This window comes from Nocardiopsis valliformis DSM 45023, assembly GCF_000340985.1.
Classification (GTDB): domain Bacteria; phylum Actinomycetota; class Actinomycetes; order Streptosporangiales; family Streptosporangiaceae; genus Nocardiopsis; species Nocardiopsis exhalans.
The window spans coordinates 218,953-232,358 of the sequence record NZ_ANAZ01000003.1 but is presented as its reverse complement, the minus strand read 5'-3'; the positions used below and the strand labels follow the sequence as shown (position 1 = coordinate 232,358).

Annotated in this window: 10 protein-coding genes; 4 read left to right on the top strand and 6 right to left on the bottom strand. The window is 70.8% G+C overall.

What is annotated here, in order from left to right; all coding sequences use genetic code 11:
- Positions 1-110: 110 nt before the first annotated feature.
- Positions 111-341, bottom strand: coding sequence for an ATP-binding protein (locus tag D457_RS37670; protein ID WP_017579301.1), 231 nt, complete (start codon positions 339-341; stop codon positions 111-113).
- Between the two features lie 54 nt (positions 342-395).
- On the bottom strand, positions 396-1,418 hold the full coding sequence (locus D457_RS0103720) for an Lrp/AsnC family transcriptional regulator (RefSeq protein WP_017579300.1): 1,023 nt from the start codon (positions 1,416-1,418) through the stop codon (positions 396-398).
- A gap of 116 nt (positions 1,419-1,534) precedes the next feature.
- Between D457_RS0103720 and D457_RS0103715 the strand changes: the two genes are divergently transcribed.
- Complete coding sequence (locus D457_RS0103715; RefSeq protein WP_017579299.1) at positions 1,535-2,731, top strand: M20 metallopeptidase family protein; 1,197 nt, start codon at positions 1,535-1,537, stop codon at positions 2,729-2,731.
- A 30-nt stretch (positions 2,732-2,761) separates the two neighbouring features.
- A complete protein-coding gene (locus D457_RS0103710) occupies positions 2,762-4,213 on the top strand; it encodes an MFS transporter (RefSeq protein ID WP_017579298.1) in 1,452 nt (483 codons plus the stop codon).
- 135 nt (positions 4,214-4,348) lie between these two features.
- Here the strand turns inward: D457_RS0103710 and D457_RS0103705 are convergent, their stop codons facing one another.
- A complete protein-coding gene (locus D457_RS0103705) occupies positions 4,349-6,085 on the bottom strand; it encodes a sensor histidine kinase (RefSeq protein ID WP_017579297.1) in 1,737 nt (578 codons plus the stop codon).
- A gap of 316 nt (positions 6,086-6,401) precedes the next feature.
- Between D457_RS0103705 and D457_RS0103700 the strand changes: the two genes are divergently transcribed.
- On the top strand, positions 6,402-7,223 hold the full coding sequence (locus D457_RS0103700; protein WP_017579296.1) for a hypothetical protein: 822 nt from the start codon (positions 6,402-6,404) through the stop codon (positions 7,221-7,223).
- 396 nt (positions 7,224-7,619) lie between these two features.
- Positions 7,620-8,789, top strand: coding sequence for a hypothetical protein (locus D457_RS0103695; RefSeq protein WP_017579295.1), 1,170 nt, complete (start codon positions 7,620-7,622; stop codon positions 8,787-8,789).
- A gap of 258 nt (positions 8,790-9,047) precedes the next feature.
- On the opposite strand, the gene D457_RS0103690 is transcribed toward D457_RS0103695, so the two are convergent.
- The 3 genes from D457_RS0103690 to D457_RS0103680 form a co-directional block, all read right to left on the bottom strand.
- On the bottom strand, positions 9,048-10,688 hold the full coding sequence (locus tag D457_RS0103690; RefSeq protein ID WP_026116298.1) for an LCP family glycopolymer transferase: 1,641 nt from the start codon (positions 10,686-10,688) through the stop codon (positions 9,048-9,050).
- A 459-nt stretch (positions 10,689-11,147) separates the two neighbouring features.
- Positions 11,148-11,834, bottom strand: a complete 687-nt coding sequence (locus tag D457_RS0103685) for a hypothetical protein (RefSeq protein ID WP_017579293.1) — start codon at positions 11,832-11,834, stop codon at positions 11,148-11,150.
- Between the two features lie 364 nt (positions 11,835-12,198).
- A complete protein-coding gene (locus tag D457_RS0103680; RefSeq protein ID WP_017579292.1) occupies positions 12,199-13,386 on the bottom strand; it encodes an ROK family transcriptional regulator in 1,188 nt (395 codons plus the stop codon).
- Positions 13,387-13,406 lie beyond the last annotated feature (20 nt).

The window sequence follows — 13,406 nt, the reverse complement described above, 5'->3', positions numbered from 1 at the left end:
TCACGACTGCTTCGTCACGGCAACGGTGTGCCCGAGTGTCCACTTGTCGACCTGTCCGTCTGCCTGTCTGACCGTCTGTCTGACCGTCTGTTCGGATCGGGTGGCGGGGATCAGAGCTCCGGGAAGCCGACGGTCACGACCAGACCCCCTTCCGGGCGGGCTTTCGCGGTGGCCCTGGCGCCGTGGGCGGTGGCGATCGATCGGACGATGGGCAGCCCGAGCCCGCTGCCCGGGCGGTCGCGGTGCCCGCCCTGCGGGCCGCCGCCCAGCAGCAGACCCGGGCCCTCGGCACCGGCTGAACCCGTACACAGGAACCGGCTGAAGCCGCACGAAGGAACCACGGCGGCCCGGCCCCGGTATCTTCTGGGCTGGGTCGCCTCGACCCGGACCTGGGCTCAGAGCACCGTTCCGGTGTCCACGTCCCACGGGTCCACCGGTACCATCCCGGTCCGGAAACCGTGCTGGTCGAGCAGGTGGCCGCTGAGCTTCATCGGCCACAGCGCGATCGAACGGTCTCCCACCACCAGCCTGGGCGCGGTCCGCACCAGCTCCGCCTCGAACCGCTGGGCGTCCTCCACCGAACGGCTCCACGCCGCCACCATCAGGTTGTGACGGCCGGTCACCCCCGCGCACGACCGGACCTCGCGCATGCTGCTGATCCGCTGAGCCGCCGCGGTGATCTCGTCCGGCGGCAGCTGCGCCCACACGATCACCGCGACGGGCCAGTCCGACAACGGCCGGGACACCTCACAGCGGGCCTGGACCACGCGAGAGGCGAACAGGCGGCGGACCCTGCGGCGCACGGTGTCCGGTGAGCTGCCACAGGTCCGGGCCAGGTCCGTGTAGGACGCCCGCCCGTCAACGGAGAGCGCCACCATCAGCCGCCGGTCCAGGGCGTCCGGCTCACCTGCCGGTTCGAGTGCGGGGACGTCCTTCGCGATCCGGTCCGCCTGTCGGGGATCGAGAGCGCGCAGCCGCCACCGGCTGCCCTCGGTGAACACCGCTCCGGCCACGTGGGTGCGGCTGGAACGGATGCCCTCCATCGTGTCCAGGAATCCCACGACCCAGCGCGACAGAGTCCCCACGTCCTCCAGCATCACCGTCAGCAGCAGGTCGCGTTCACCGGTGACGTGTTCGACCGTGACCACGTAGGGGAGCGACGTGAAGGCCCGGGCGACATCGAGCAGCGCCCCGCTCACGCAGTCCACCTCCACGAACGCCAGACAGCCCTTCCCCTGCCCGCTCAGCCCCGTACCGGGTGCCACGCTCACCCAGGCCGCGCCCGATTCCGACATCCGCTGCCAGCGTCGGGCCGCGGTCACCGCGTCGATACCGAGTACCCCGCCGACCAGCGACCAGTCGGCCCGGGGAGAGATCTGGAGGGCGTGGACGAGCTGCTGGTCCACGTCGTCAAGCATGCGGTTTTTCTGCACCTCGTGCTCCAGTTCTACGGATTTCCTGAATATTTCGGCAGTTTTTGGGTCCCTGGCCCCATTCTGGCCTGCGAAAGCAATCGAAAGAAGGGCAGGTCAGGATGCTGATGGTCGACCGGGCGGAGAAGTTCCGCGAGGAGATGGTGGAGCTGCGCCGGGCCCTGCACCGCGAGCCCGAACTCGGACTGGACCTGCCCCTCACCCAGGACCGGATCCTGGCTGCCCTCGACGGCCTGCCACTCGAACTCAGCGTCGGCCGGGCGCTCACCTCGGTGACCGCCGTCCTGCGGGGCGCCAATCCCGGCGGTGCCGTCCTGCTCCGCGGCGACATGGACGCCCTGCCGGTCCAGGAGACCACCGGCGTCGACTACGCCTCCACCATCGACGGCCGCATGCACGCCTGCGGGCACGACCTGCATGTGGCCGGTCTGGTCGGCGCCGCGAAGATCCTCTGCGAGATGCGCGAGGAGCTGCACGGCGACGTCGTGTTCATGTTCCAGCCGGGGGAGGAGGGCTACAGCGGTGCCCCGAAGATGATCGGGGAAGGCGTCCTGGACGCGGCGGGTAAGCCTCTCGACGCGGCCTACGCCATTCACGTCGCCTCGAACACGGTCCCCCAAGGCCTGCTCGCCACCAAGTCCGGCGTGGTCATGAGCGCCTCGGACACCGTGCGGGTGGTCGTGCGCGGTGTCGGCGGACACGGCTCCACCCCGCATACCGCCAAAGACCCTGTCCCAGCGGTCTGCGAGATGGTCACCGCCCTCCAGAACCACGTGACCCGCACCTACGACGTCTTCGACCCGGTCGTGATCACCGTCGGCCGGCTGAACGCCGGGTCGCAGAGCAACGTGATCCCCGCCGCCGCCGAGTTCGAGGCGACCGTCCGCAGCTTCTCCGAAACCAACCACGCACTTCTCGAGGAACGCATCCCCGGCCTGATCAGGGGCATCGCGGCGGCCCACGGGCTGACCGCCGAGGTCGAGTACGACGTCCAGTACCCACCCACCGTCAACGACGATTCCGAGGCCGTCTTCGCCATGGAGACCGTGCACGACCTGTTCGGTGCACAGAGCGGGTTCGTCTCCCCGGTCCCGGGCGCCGGCTCCGAGGACTTCTCGTTCGTGCTGCGTGAGGTGCCCGGGGCGATGCTCCTGCTCGGTGCCGCACCGGAGGGGATCGACCTGGGCACGGCCCCGGCCAACCACTCACCGGACGCCCTGTTCGACGACGCCGTCCTGCCCCGGCAGGCCGCACTCCTGGCCGAGCTGGCCGTGCGCCGCCTGGCCCGGACCGCCTGAACCCCCCCGTGCACAGAAGGGCGTAACCAAGTGAGTGAACGCAGTCCTGATTCCCCGGAGAGAACGGGTGCCGCCGAGAAGGCGGGGGTCACCACCGAGAACACGGTCACCGGTGTGGTCGCCGTGGTCGGCCTGCTGGTCTTCTTCGAGCTGACCAGCGGCCTGCTCCAGGGCGCGACCAGTCCCCTGCTCCCCTCCATCCAGGCGGAGCTGGACATCCCCAGCGCCCAACTCCACTGGGTGCACGCGGTCCAGTACCTGGCGGCCGCGGTGAGCGTCCCCGTCTTCGGGCGGCTCGGCGACCTGTACGGGTACCGGCGGATGCTGCGGGTGTCACTCCTGTTCATCGCCGTGGGCAGTGTGGTCGTCGCGGTCGCGCCCAACCTCACGGTTCTGCTTCTGGGCCGGGTCCTGCTCGGCCCGATCGCCGCCCTGCTCCCCTTGGAGATCGGGTTGGTCCGGGACCGGCTCTCGCCCGAACGGAGCCGCCGGGCCATCGGCATGCTGGTCGGCGCGCTCACTCTCGGATCACTCCTGGGCGCACTGGTCGCAGGGGTGGTGCAGGGGCTGCTCGACGACGTGCGGCTGACCCTCGGACTGCTGGCGGTGCTCGCCATCGCCTGCCTGGGCCTGTCGTACTCGCCGCGCATCCCCGAGTCCCAGAACCGGGCCCGGGGCGGCATGGACTGGCTCGGCGGGGTCCTGCTCGGCCTGTCCCTGGTGGCCCTTCTGGGCTCGATCTCCCAGGGCAACAGCTGGGGCTGGACCTCCCCGCTGTTCCTCGGCGGGGTCGCGGCGGCCGCGGCGCTGTTTGTGGTGTGGGTCCGGTTGGAACTGCGGTCGGAGCACCCGCTCGTGGACGTGCGCGCTGTCTCCTCGGCCACGGTCGCTCCCCAGTACGCCGCCGGGGCGGCGCTGGGTGTGGTGATGCTGGGCGGACAGAGCGTCATCGTTCTGTATCTGTCGGCCTCTCCGGAGACCGTCGGCTACGGTTTCGGGCTGGGTGTCATGGCCATCTCCCTGTCGGTGACGGCACCCACGCTCCTGGCCTTCCTCGGTGCCAGCGCGATCGCACCCGTCGCCACTCGCCTCGGATACCGCAGGACCGTCTTCCTCGCCTTCGCGCTGATGGCAGCGGGAACCCTGGGGCTGGTGTTCTCCTGGGCCCTGCTCTGGTCGTTCCTGCTGTCGTTCGCCGTGGTGGGACTCGGTTGCGGTCTGGCGCTGGGAGCCCTGCCCACACTGGTGGTCGAGGCCAGTGCGGCCGACCGGGCGGGGAGCGCTTCGGCGGTGTTCAACAATGTGAAGACCCTCGGCGGGAGCATCGGCGGGGCGGTCTCGGCCGGGGCGCTCGGCTACTTCCTGGCGGCCGGGACCGACGAACCCCAGCTCATCGCCTACCAGGGGGTGTGGACGGGAGTGGCACTGCTCGCCCTCGGTACGGCCTTCCTGGCCGGAAGGACGCCCCAGGCGCTGCGCTGATCGAAGCACCGCGCTGAACGGCGTGCCCAACCACGCGCCCGGTGTCGACGGGGCTGTCCACAGACTGTGGGCAGCCCCGTTCGGCGGTGAACCCCCGGCTCAGGATTCCGAGTCCGGATCTCCGCGCCCGCCGTCTCAGACCTCCGGGTCAGGTACCGACACCGGCACCTTCCACACCAGGACGGTACCGCCGCCCTCGCCCTTGCCCGCGCTGAACCCGCCGCCCAGGGCCCGGGCACGCTGGTCCAGGTTGCGCAGGCCGCTGCGGCGGCCCTCCTCGGGCAGCCCCACGCCGTTGTCGGTGACGGTGAGGGTCAGGGTGGTCGGACGACCGGTCACCGATGTCTCCTCCACCGTCACCGAGACGTGCACCTCCGTGGCCCGGGCGTGCCGGGCGACGTTGGTCAGACCCTCGCCCAGGACCGCCAGCAGCTGCTCGCCCACCTCGTCGGGCACGGACGCGTCGATCGGCCCGTCCAGGCTCACCCCCGGATGGCAGCCCAGGCTGTGCGCGGTATTCTCCGCCAGCCGCAGGATCCGCCCGCGCAGGGAGGTGTCCCGCCGGCTCGGCGGGTTCTGCAGGTCGAAGATGGTCGAGCGGATCTCGCGGATCGTGCTGTCCAGCTCGTCGATGGTGCGCTGGACCCGCTCCTCGGCCTCCGGGGAGTTGATCAGCCGGACCGTGCTCATCAGGGTCATTGCGGAGGCGAACAGCCGCTGGATCACCACGTCGTGCAGGTCCTTGGCGATCCGGTCCCGTTCCTCCAGGACCACGATCCGCTCGCTGTCCCTCCGTGCCTCGGCCAGTTCCAGCGCCACCCCCGCCTGCACGGAGAAGGCGTGCAGCATGCGCCTTATGTTGGCGTCGAAGGGTGCCCGCTCGGAGAGCTTGCCGAGCAGGAGGACCCCGCGGGTGTTCCCCGGGGTGCCCAGCGGCACCAGCAGACCAGGCCCGTACCCGCGGTGGGTGAGCATCGGGCAGTTGGCCTGCCGTAGGTCGGGGATGGCCGTGGCCTCGCCTGACTCGTACACCCACCCGCAGGCGGAGTCGTGGATGTCCACCGGGGTCCCCAGGATCTCCTGGGCGATCGGGCCGTCCGCGATCTCCGCGAACAGGTGCCCGCGCGCGTGCGGGTCCGGCAGCATGATCACCGCCGTGTCCGCATCGCCGATCTCCCTGGCCTGCGCCGCTAAGTAGGCCAGTACCTCGTCGGTGTCGGCCCCCGACAGCAGCCGGGTGGTGATCTCGGTGGTGGCGCCCAGCCACCGCTCGCGCAGCCGGGTCTCCTCGTACAGGCGGGCGTTCTCGATCGCCACACCGGCGGCGGTGGCCAGCGCGGTGACGATGGTCTCGTCCTCCTCGTCGAATTCCCCGCCGTTCTCCTTCTCGGTCAGGTAGAGATTGCCGAAGATTTCGCCGCGCACCTGGATCGGCACTCCGAGGAAACTCGACATCCCCGGGTGGCCCTCCGGGAAACCGCTGAAGTCCGGGTGTTCGCGCAGGTCGGACAGGCGGATCGGGGCCCGTTCGTACAGTGGGGTGCTCAGCACGCCCTTGCCGTAGGGGAAGCGGCTGATCCGCTCGGCCTGGGCCTGGGTAAACCCGACCGGGATGAACTCGGTGAAACTGCCGTCCTCACCGATCACACCCAGTCCGGCGAACCTGGCCTCGGCCAGGTGTGCGGCGGCCTCCGTGAGCCGACGCAGCACGGTCGCCAGGTCCAGGTCGCCACCGATGTCCAGGACCGCCTGAAGCAGAGAGTGCACCCTCCCCTGGGCGGAGAGCCCCGGGTTCATCTGGGAATGCACCTCCGCGAGGAGCTCGTCCAGGGGCTTCGGGGACAACCGGTGGCTCTGGGGGATCTCGGTCATGTGTGGTTCAACCTCCGCAGAGCCGTTGAGGGGTTGAGGACTATTGGATGAATTGTCGTTGGTTTTTTCCCGATTTGCCACATCTGGCTGCTCGGAAGCTTGTCCGAGGGGCTGGGAATTCCTCTGGAATCGAGGACAGCGGCCCGGTAATTCATGCTAACGTCACGGTCAGTCGGCGCACGAAGGCCTCTCTGGCCTCGCGTCGGGCACCCGGATCCCAGTTTTTCCGGTGCCATTCACATGACCCCCATGAGCTTGTCGTCCCTTCGGTACTTCGCCGGAGCGGACCGGCCCACACGGCGGAAGGAAACCCCCGGTGTCTGGATACCACGGTACGGTCGGCGCCACAGGCGTCCGTCCCGCCGTGTGCCCGGAACCACTCCGACGGGCCCTGACGCTGGTCGGTCTGCTCACCGGGATCCTGTTCACCGTGTGGCTCGCCTCCGCCGCTCCCGCGCACTCCGCGGAGCTGTCGGGGCCCGGGAACGCCCTTTCGGGCGGGCTCGTGGAGAGCACCCAGAACCTCGGCGGGTCCATCAGTGGGGCCGTCACCACCGTCGGCGAGCACGCCGCGAAGGCGGTGGACGGTGCCTCGGAGGCCGCCCAGGCGGTCGAGACCGAGGTGTCCGACCACCCCGTCCAGCACGTCCGTGACGCGGTTCGGGAGACCTCCCTGCCGCGCCCCGAACAGCTTCCCGAATTCGTCGCCCCGGCGCCCGAGCAGGTCACCGCACCCGCCCCGGAGGTCGACGGCGGCGACGCCGCTTCCGACGAAGCCCGCGAGGACGGCGAAAGCCGGGCGCGGATCTCTGAAGAGGTCGTGGCGGTGGCCGAAGAGCCCGCCGCCCAAGCCCTGAGCTCGGTGCGGGAGCAGAGCGCCTCCGCCGCCCAGAACTCGGGTGCGGCGGAGCGCGGCACGGCCGGTGACACCGGCCCCCGCGGCGCCGACACCGTCAACACCGTGGCGAGCGGCACCGCCCCCGCCATCGGTGGCAGCGCTCCGGCGCCCGCCGTGGCCGGGTTCCTGCCCGTCACCGGCGCCCCGGCGCCCGCCCCCGGCCTGTTCGAGGCCGCCCGGCACGTCCTGCGCTCGGTGCCTGCCGAGTCCGCCGACGAGCCGACCTTCTCCCCGGACTAGCGCACCCACCGGATCCGCGTCCCGCGTCCGTGCCCTGCTCTGTCCAGCTTTTGAGCTCCAGCACGCCGCACGCGACCGACCCGGCACGGTTTCTCCAGCCGCACCCGTTCCCAGCCGCACCAGCCTTCCCGGTGACTTCTGGGGGCTGACGTGAGCCCCGCACCTCGACCGCGAGGTTCACGTCAGCCGGTGGTCCGCCAGACCGACCGACTGAATCCGGATCGAACCCACCCGCCCCCACCAGGGGCGCACGGGTTCACCGACCGGAGAGCTCGCCCGTACCACCCTCAGGACCGGCCTCCCCTGGCCAGGGAAACGGTCCGGCGCGACGGGGCACGACACCCGCTCCGTCGCGCCCCCACGAACCGAACACACGCACACTCCGGAAGGACTCACATGTTCCACACCGCCCGTTCCTCAGCTCGGACCCTGCTGCTGGCCGCTGGCACCGCCGGATTCGTCGCCCTCGGCGCCGGTATCGCCGGGGCCGACACGCTCGGCGGTGTCACGGACGGCCTCCCCCTGGGCGACCTGCACAACCAGGTCCCCACCGCCCTGACTGAAGGCGTCACCACGCCCCTCGGCGACCTCGTCAAGGTCCAGCCCGGCGAGATCTCCGCCCAGCCCGACCTCCAGCACCAGTCCGCCGAGGTCCAGCACCAGAGCGACCCCGTCGGGTCGATCGTCGGTGACACCGTCTCCACGGACACGCTGTCCACGGACGCCCCGCTGCAGACCGGCGAGGACAACGCCGCCAACGTCGGACCGCTCGACCTGGGGACCGCCACCGACACCTTGCCGCTCAGCGACACCGGCGGCGCGGTCGACCCCCTGTCCATGCTGCTCGGCGGGACTGACCTGCTCGGCGGGACCGGCTTGCTCGACGGTCTGGCCCTGGACGGCGGCGGCCTGCCCCTGGGCGGCGGAACCCTCCCGATGAGCGCGCCCGCCTCCCCGATCAACCTGGAGCAGGGCGCGGCCGTCGTCGACGACACCGTCACCGAACTGGGCAGCCGCGCCGGGACCGGTCTGCACGAGCCCAGCCTGGACGTGGTCGGCCTGGACGACCTGGACGTCGCCCAGCTGGGCGAGACCGTCCCGATGAGCGACCCGGTGGGCCTGGACGCCGGTGAGAACGCCGACCTCACCGGCGGGGTGACCACCCTGCTGCCGCAGGACCTCAAGGGCACCCTGCCGATGGCCGCCCCCGAGGACCTCGAGGTCGTGGGGGCCGCTGAGGACGCCGTCGACAGCACCGTCGGGGACCTCGGCGACGCGGTCGGGGGACTGGGCGTCGAGGAGACCCTGCCGCTGTCCGGCACGGAGACGGACCTGGTCGGCACTGTGCTGTCCGAAAACGTGCTGCCGGAGACCCCCGGCGGCGACCTGATCGGCGTCCAGGGCCTGCCCGAGCTGGGCGAGCCCGAGTTCGCCACTCTGCCCCTCGCCGATGAGCTGCCCACGGGTGGCCTGGTCGCCGACCTGCCCAAGGACCTGCCCGCGGAGCTGCCGGTCGAGCTGCCCGGTGCCGCGGAGCAGCCCGTCGACCCGGCTTTCGTCAGCTAGTCACCAAGAACGTGCGCCCGTCGGTCGTGGCGGGCGCACCACGCCTCGGGCGGTGAGCGGGACCACTCCCGTTGACGGAGGCGCCGGTGGGAACTGTGGGGGTTCTCCGGCGCGTACCAGCGGGACGGAAGCGTCCCCGCCGCCCGAGGCACCCGCCCTGCTGGGGGCGTACACGCCCTGCCAGGGGTATGAGGAGGCCCCCGCCGCGAGTGTTCGCGGCGGGGGCCTCCTTCTCGTGTCGGGCGCTTTCCGGTCCGTCTACCAGCCGTCGTACTCGCCGGTGCCGAAGCCCAGGCCGTCCTGGCAGGGGTTGGAGGTGGCGTCGCGGCCCTCGCCCGGGCGGGCGGAGGGGTTGGCCTCGGTCTCGGCGGGGCCTTCGGTGGGCCCCTCGGTGCCCTCCTCCAGCGCGGACGGGTCGGCCGTCGGCGGCTCCTGCGGGATGGTGGCGTCGTCGGCGGCGAGCAGCGTGGGCAGCGGGCGGTCCTCGCGCACGGCGGCGAACAGCTCTCCGGCGTCCTCCTCGTTCCACATGACCCGGTTGGGGTCGTAGGGCGCCTGGTACCAGGGAACGGTGTGGAACTCGATGTCGGACAGGTCCACGTCGGCCATGGTGACCGCGATGGACAGCATCCGGTCCAGGGTCAGCTCCCGGTCGGTGGCGCTGTGCTGGGCCACCGCCTGGAGGATGCCGTTGAGCTTGGTCGGGCTGCTGAGCACGTCGCCGCTGGTCGCCTGGTCGGCGAGGGCGGCCAGGAACATCTGCTGCCGGTCGATGCGCCCCATGTCGCCGCCGTCGCCGATCTCGTACCGGGCGCGGACGAAGGCCAGGGCCTGCTTGCCGTCGAGGGTCTGCTCACCGGCGTCGAGGTCGAGCTTGGCGCGCCGGTCCTGCATCGGCTCGGGGATGCACATGTCCACCCCGCCGATGGCGTCCACGACGTCGCGGAAGCTGGCGAAGCTCAGGTGGACGAAGTGGTCGACCCGGATGTCGGTGAGTGTCTCGATGGTCCGGATCACGCAGGGCGGGCCACCGTGGTACAGCGCGGTGTTGATCATGCCGAAGTAGCCGTAGGTGCCGTCGGCCTGCCCGTAGGCGTCGCACTGGGGGAGTTGCACCAGGGAGTCGCGCGGGAAGCTGATCACCGAGACGCGGTTGTCCGGGGAGATGTGCGCGAGCATCAGGGAGTCGGAGCGCTCGCCCTCGAACTCCGTGGAGTAGGCGGGGCTGTCCTCCTCAAAACCGTCCGAGCCGATGAAGAGGATGTTGACCGCGTCGCTGATCTTGTCCGGCCGCTCATCCTCGCTGAGCAGCGAACCGATGTCGTGCTGCACCATGCCCGAGCGCAGGGAGTAGTAGTAGCCGTAGGCGGTGCCCACCCCGGCGAGCATGATCAGCGCCAGGGACGCGGCGGTCCACAGGACGACCCGGCGCAGTCGGCTCCGCTTGCGCTTGTTCCCCATGGCGGTGGCCGTGGCAGCCGGGGTCTCGGCGTCCGGTTCTCCGGTGCTCGACTCCTGAGCGTTCGGTTCGCTGCTTTCCGGGTCCTCCGCAGCGGTTGCCGGAGTGTCCTCGGCGCTCTCCGTCGGGTTGTCCGCGGTGGTCTCTGCCGGGCTGTCCTCGGCGCTCTCCGCCGGGCGGTCCGCTGTGGTCTCGACCGGCGTGTCGACGTCGTTGACGACGGTCTCCGGCCTGTCCGGCCCGTCTGGCCCGTCTGGCCCGTCGGCCCCGGTCACGGCTTCGGCGGCCGCTGGCTCGGCGGAGTCCCCGTCCGTCCTGTCCTGCTCTGCGTCCTGCTCGGCGGGATCCCCCTCAGCCCTCTCAGACCGGGGATCGGGCTCGGGGGTCTCGTCTGGTGTGTGGTCCGCGCCGGAGTCGGCGGAGTTCTCGTCAGCGGGCATCGTGACAATCTCGGTGAGTTCGGACGGCTGGGTGTGCCAACGGCCGGACACCGACCCGGTTGGGTCACGCATCCGTGTCCGGGTGAGGGCGGAGGTCGCGCGGGTGAAGGGCGCGGGCAGACCGGAATCCTGACCGAAAAGTCGCCGAGGGGGTGTGTCGAGTCCGTGTGGAAAGCCGGGACACCGGCGGACAGGGGTTGCCGAGGACGCCGGAACCCACGCGTGGCAGTGATCCTAGGTGAAGTTCTCTTCGAGTGCGCGTTCGGGTTGTCCATGCGCGCGGTTCCTGACCACAATTGCGCCGCACAATTCCTTCGCCGGGTGGAAGTCGCCTGAGGCTTTCCTCTCCGACTGTCTCATCCGTACCCGAGGGAATCACTTCTGACCCGCCGGTGATACGCGGGTTCTTGGCGCTGAAGTACCCTTCGCCGCACATATCACGCGTTGTCGCCTGTGGGATCAGTCGTCCCAGAAGGTGCTCTCCTTCTTCGGATCCTCCTCCTCGGTGGTGGCGGTGGTGGTGCGCCCGCCGCTCTTGCCGGTCGGCTTGGCGGCGGTCTTGGTGCTCTTGGTGGTCTTGCGGGCGGTGCCGCCGCCGCTACCGGGGCTCTTGGCGGTACCGGTGTGACGCGGGCGCGGGGTGACCGGGCTCTTCTCGATCGGCGCGCTGGGCTTGGGGGCCTCGCCGGAGTGAATGCTCAGGGCCTCCTCCTCCACGCTGAGCAGCTTGCGCATCACGGCGGGTACCTCGGGCAAGCGGTCCGAGCGCAGGTGGGCGCCGAGGACGTCCAGGGCGTGGTCACACAGGACGCGCTTGGCGCTGGTGGCGCTGACCCCGCTGAGCTGCTCGACCTCGGGGAGGTCGTGTTCGCGCAGCAGGCGGACGACGGCGCTGAGCCGCTCGCGGGTCTTGCGGTCGGTCATGGACATGACCGTGAGCTCCGACTCGCGCAGGAAGTCGGTGTCGTCCGCGGTGCCGTCGCGCTCCGCGATGAAGGCGCTGGTGAGGTTGCGGGCGGAGGTGCGCGTGCTGGTGCGCAGTTCGGCGCGGCGGATCTGGCGGGCGTGCAGCGCGGTCACGACCACGCTGGTGACGAGGCTGATACTGGCGCCGATCACGACCAGCACGACGGTGTTGTCGAGCATGTGTACGGGAGACCTTTCCGGGCGGTGGTCCGCACGGGACATGGCCACGGGGTTGGTGGGGGCACTGGTGCGGGGTGACGGAGGGCGGGCGAGTACCAGGCGGTACTCGGGTGCGTGACTATTCGGCAGATCAGTACTTGTTGTCAAGTGTCATGACGAACCGGGCGCTCGTGGAAACAGCGCCTGCACAGGTCAGGGCGGTTATGGGCATGGTCGTGGGGATTCGCCCTCTTCTACCGCTTGCCCGGCCTCGATCCGAGTAAACGCCGTTGTCCACAGCCTGTGGACAACGGCTCGTTCCGCTCGCCCTTGTCTGTTCCTTCCGGAGCCCTTCTCCGGGCTCTTCCCGGCCCTCGCCCGCGCCCTATCCGGCCAGGAGTTTGTTCACGGCCTCCGGGGAGAGGATCTCCTCGCTGACCATGGCCGCGCAGCCACGCACCCCGGCGTCGTCCCACAGGGTGCTCGCCACGATCCGCAGCTGCCGGGTTGCCAGGGCGGTGCACTGTTGGAAGACCACCTCGCGCACGCCCGCCACCAGGTGGTCGTAGGCCTCGGACAGGTCGCCGCCGAGCACGATCAGCTCCGGGTTGAGCAGGTTGACCGCGCCCGCGAGCGCCTCGCCCAGCCGCCGGCCGGCCTCCCGCACCAGGGTGACCGCCACCGGGTCGCCCTCCGCGGCCAGCGCCACCAGCTCCTTGATCCCGGCGACCTCCCTCCCCTGTTCGGCCGCACGGACCAGCAGGCGGCGCCCACCCGCCACCGCCTCCAGGCAGTCGGTGTTGCCGCAGCGGCACGGCAGGCCGCCGCCGTCGCGCACGGGGATGTGGCCGATCTCTCCTGCCGCCCCCAGGGCGCCGCGCAGCAGGTTGCCGCCGGAGACGAGGCCGGCGCCGATTCCGGTGGAGGCCTTCACGAACACCATGTCGTCGGTGTGGCCGTGCCCGCCCGCGATGTGCTCGCCCAGCGCCATCACGTTCACGTCGTTGTCCACGGTCACCGGGACAGGGAAGCGCTCGGCGACCAGCGGGCCCAGAGCCACGCCCGCCCACTTGCCGAGGAAGGGGCGGTCCTCCGCCCGTCCGGCGTGGAACTCCACCGTGCCGGGCAGGCCGATGCCGACGCCGCGGACGTCCTCGGGGGAGCGGCCCAGCTCGCGGACCTGCTCGGACCAGGTGTCCAGGAGCCAGGGCACAGTGGCGTCGGGGCCCTGTTCCATCTGGGGTGAGCCGGGGGTGCGCAGGAGCACCCGCCCGTCGAGGTCGCACACGGCGGCCTGGCTGCGGGCCATACCCAGGGCGGCGGTGAGGATCAGTCCGCTGGTGGCGTTGAACTCCAGGAGCGTGGGTGGTCGGCCGCCGCTGGAAGCGGCGCGGGTCCCCTCGGTTACCAGACCGCCCTCGATCAGTTCCGTGATCCGCAGCGCCACGGACGGGCGGGACAGCCCGGTCGCCCGGGCGATCTCGGAGCGGCTGGTGGCGCTGCCGGTGCGGATCATCTCCAGGATGTGGCCGCTAGTGGCGGTGGAGGACAAGCGTCCGGGGGTTCTGGCCATGCCTCATTGAACCATTCACT

Excerpts from the sequence above, each read along its gene's own strand:
- D457_RS0103680 (WP_017579292.1), bottom strand. The coding sequence starts at position 13,386 with ATGGCCAGAACCCCCGGACGCTTGTCCTCCACCGCCACTAGCGGCCAC.
- D457_RS0103695 (WP_017579295.1), top strand. The coding sequence starts at position 7,620 with ATGTTCCACACCGCCCGTTCCTCAGCTCGGACCCTGCTGCTGGCCGCT.
- D457_RS0103690 (WP_026116298.1), bottom strand. The coding sequence starts at position 10,688 with ATGCCCGCTGACGAGAACTCCGCCGACTCCGGCGCGGACCACACACCA.
- D457_RS0103715 (WP_017579299.1), top strand. The coding sequence starts at position 1,535 with ATGCTGATGGTCGACCGGGCGGAGAAGTTCCGCGAGGAGATGGTGGAG.
- D457_RS0103705 (WP_017579297.1), bottom strand. The coding sequence starts at position 6,085 with ATGACCGAGATCCCCCAGAGCCACCGGTTGTCCCCGAAGCCCCTGGAC.
- D457_RS0103685 (WP_017579293.1), bottom strand. The coding sequence starts at position 11,834 with ATGCTCGACAACACCGTCGTGCTGGTCGTGATCGGCGCCAGTATCAGC.
- D457_RS0103720 (WP_017579300.1), bottom strand. The coding sequence starts at position 1,418 with ATGCTTGACGACGTGGACCAGCAGCTCGTCCACGCCCTCCAGATCTCT.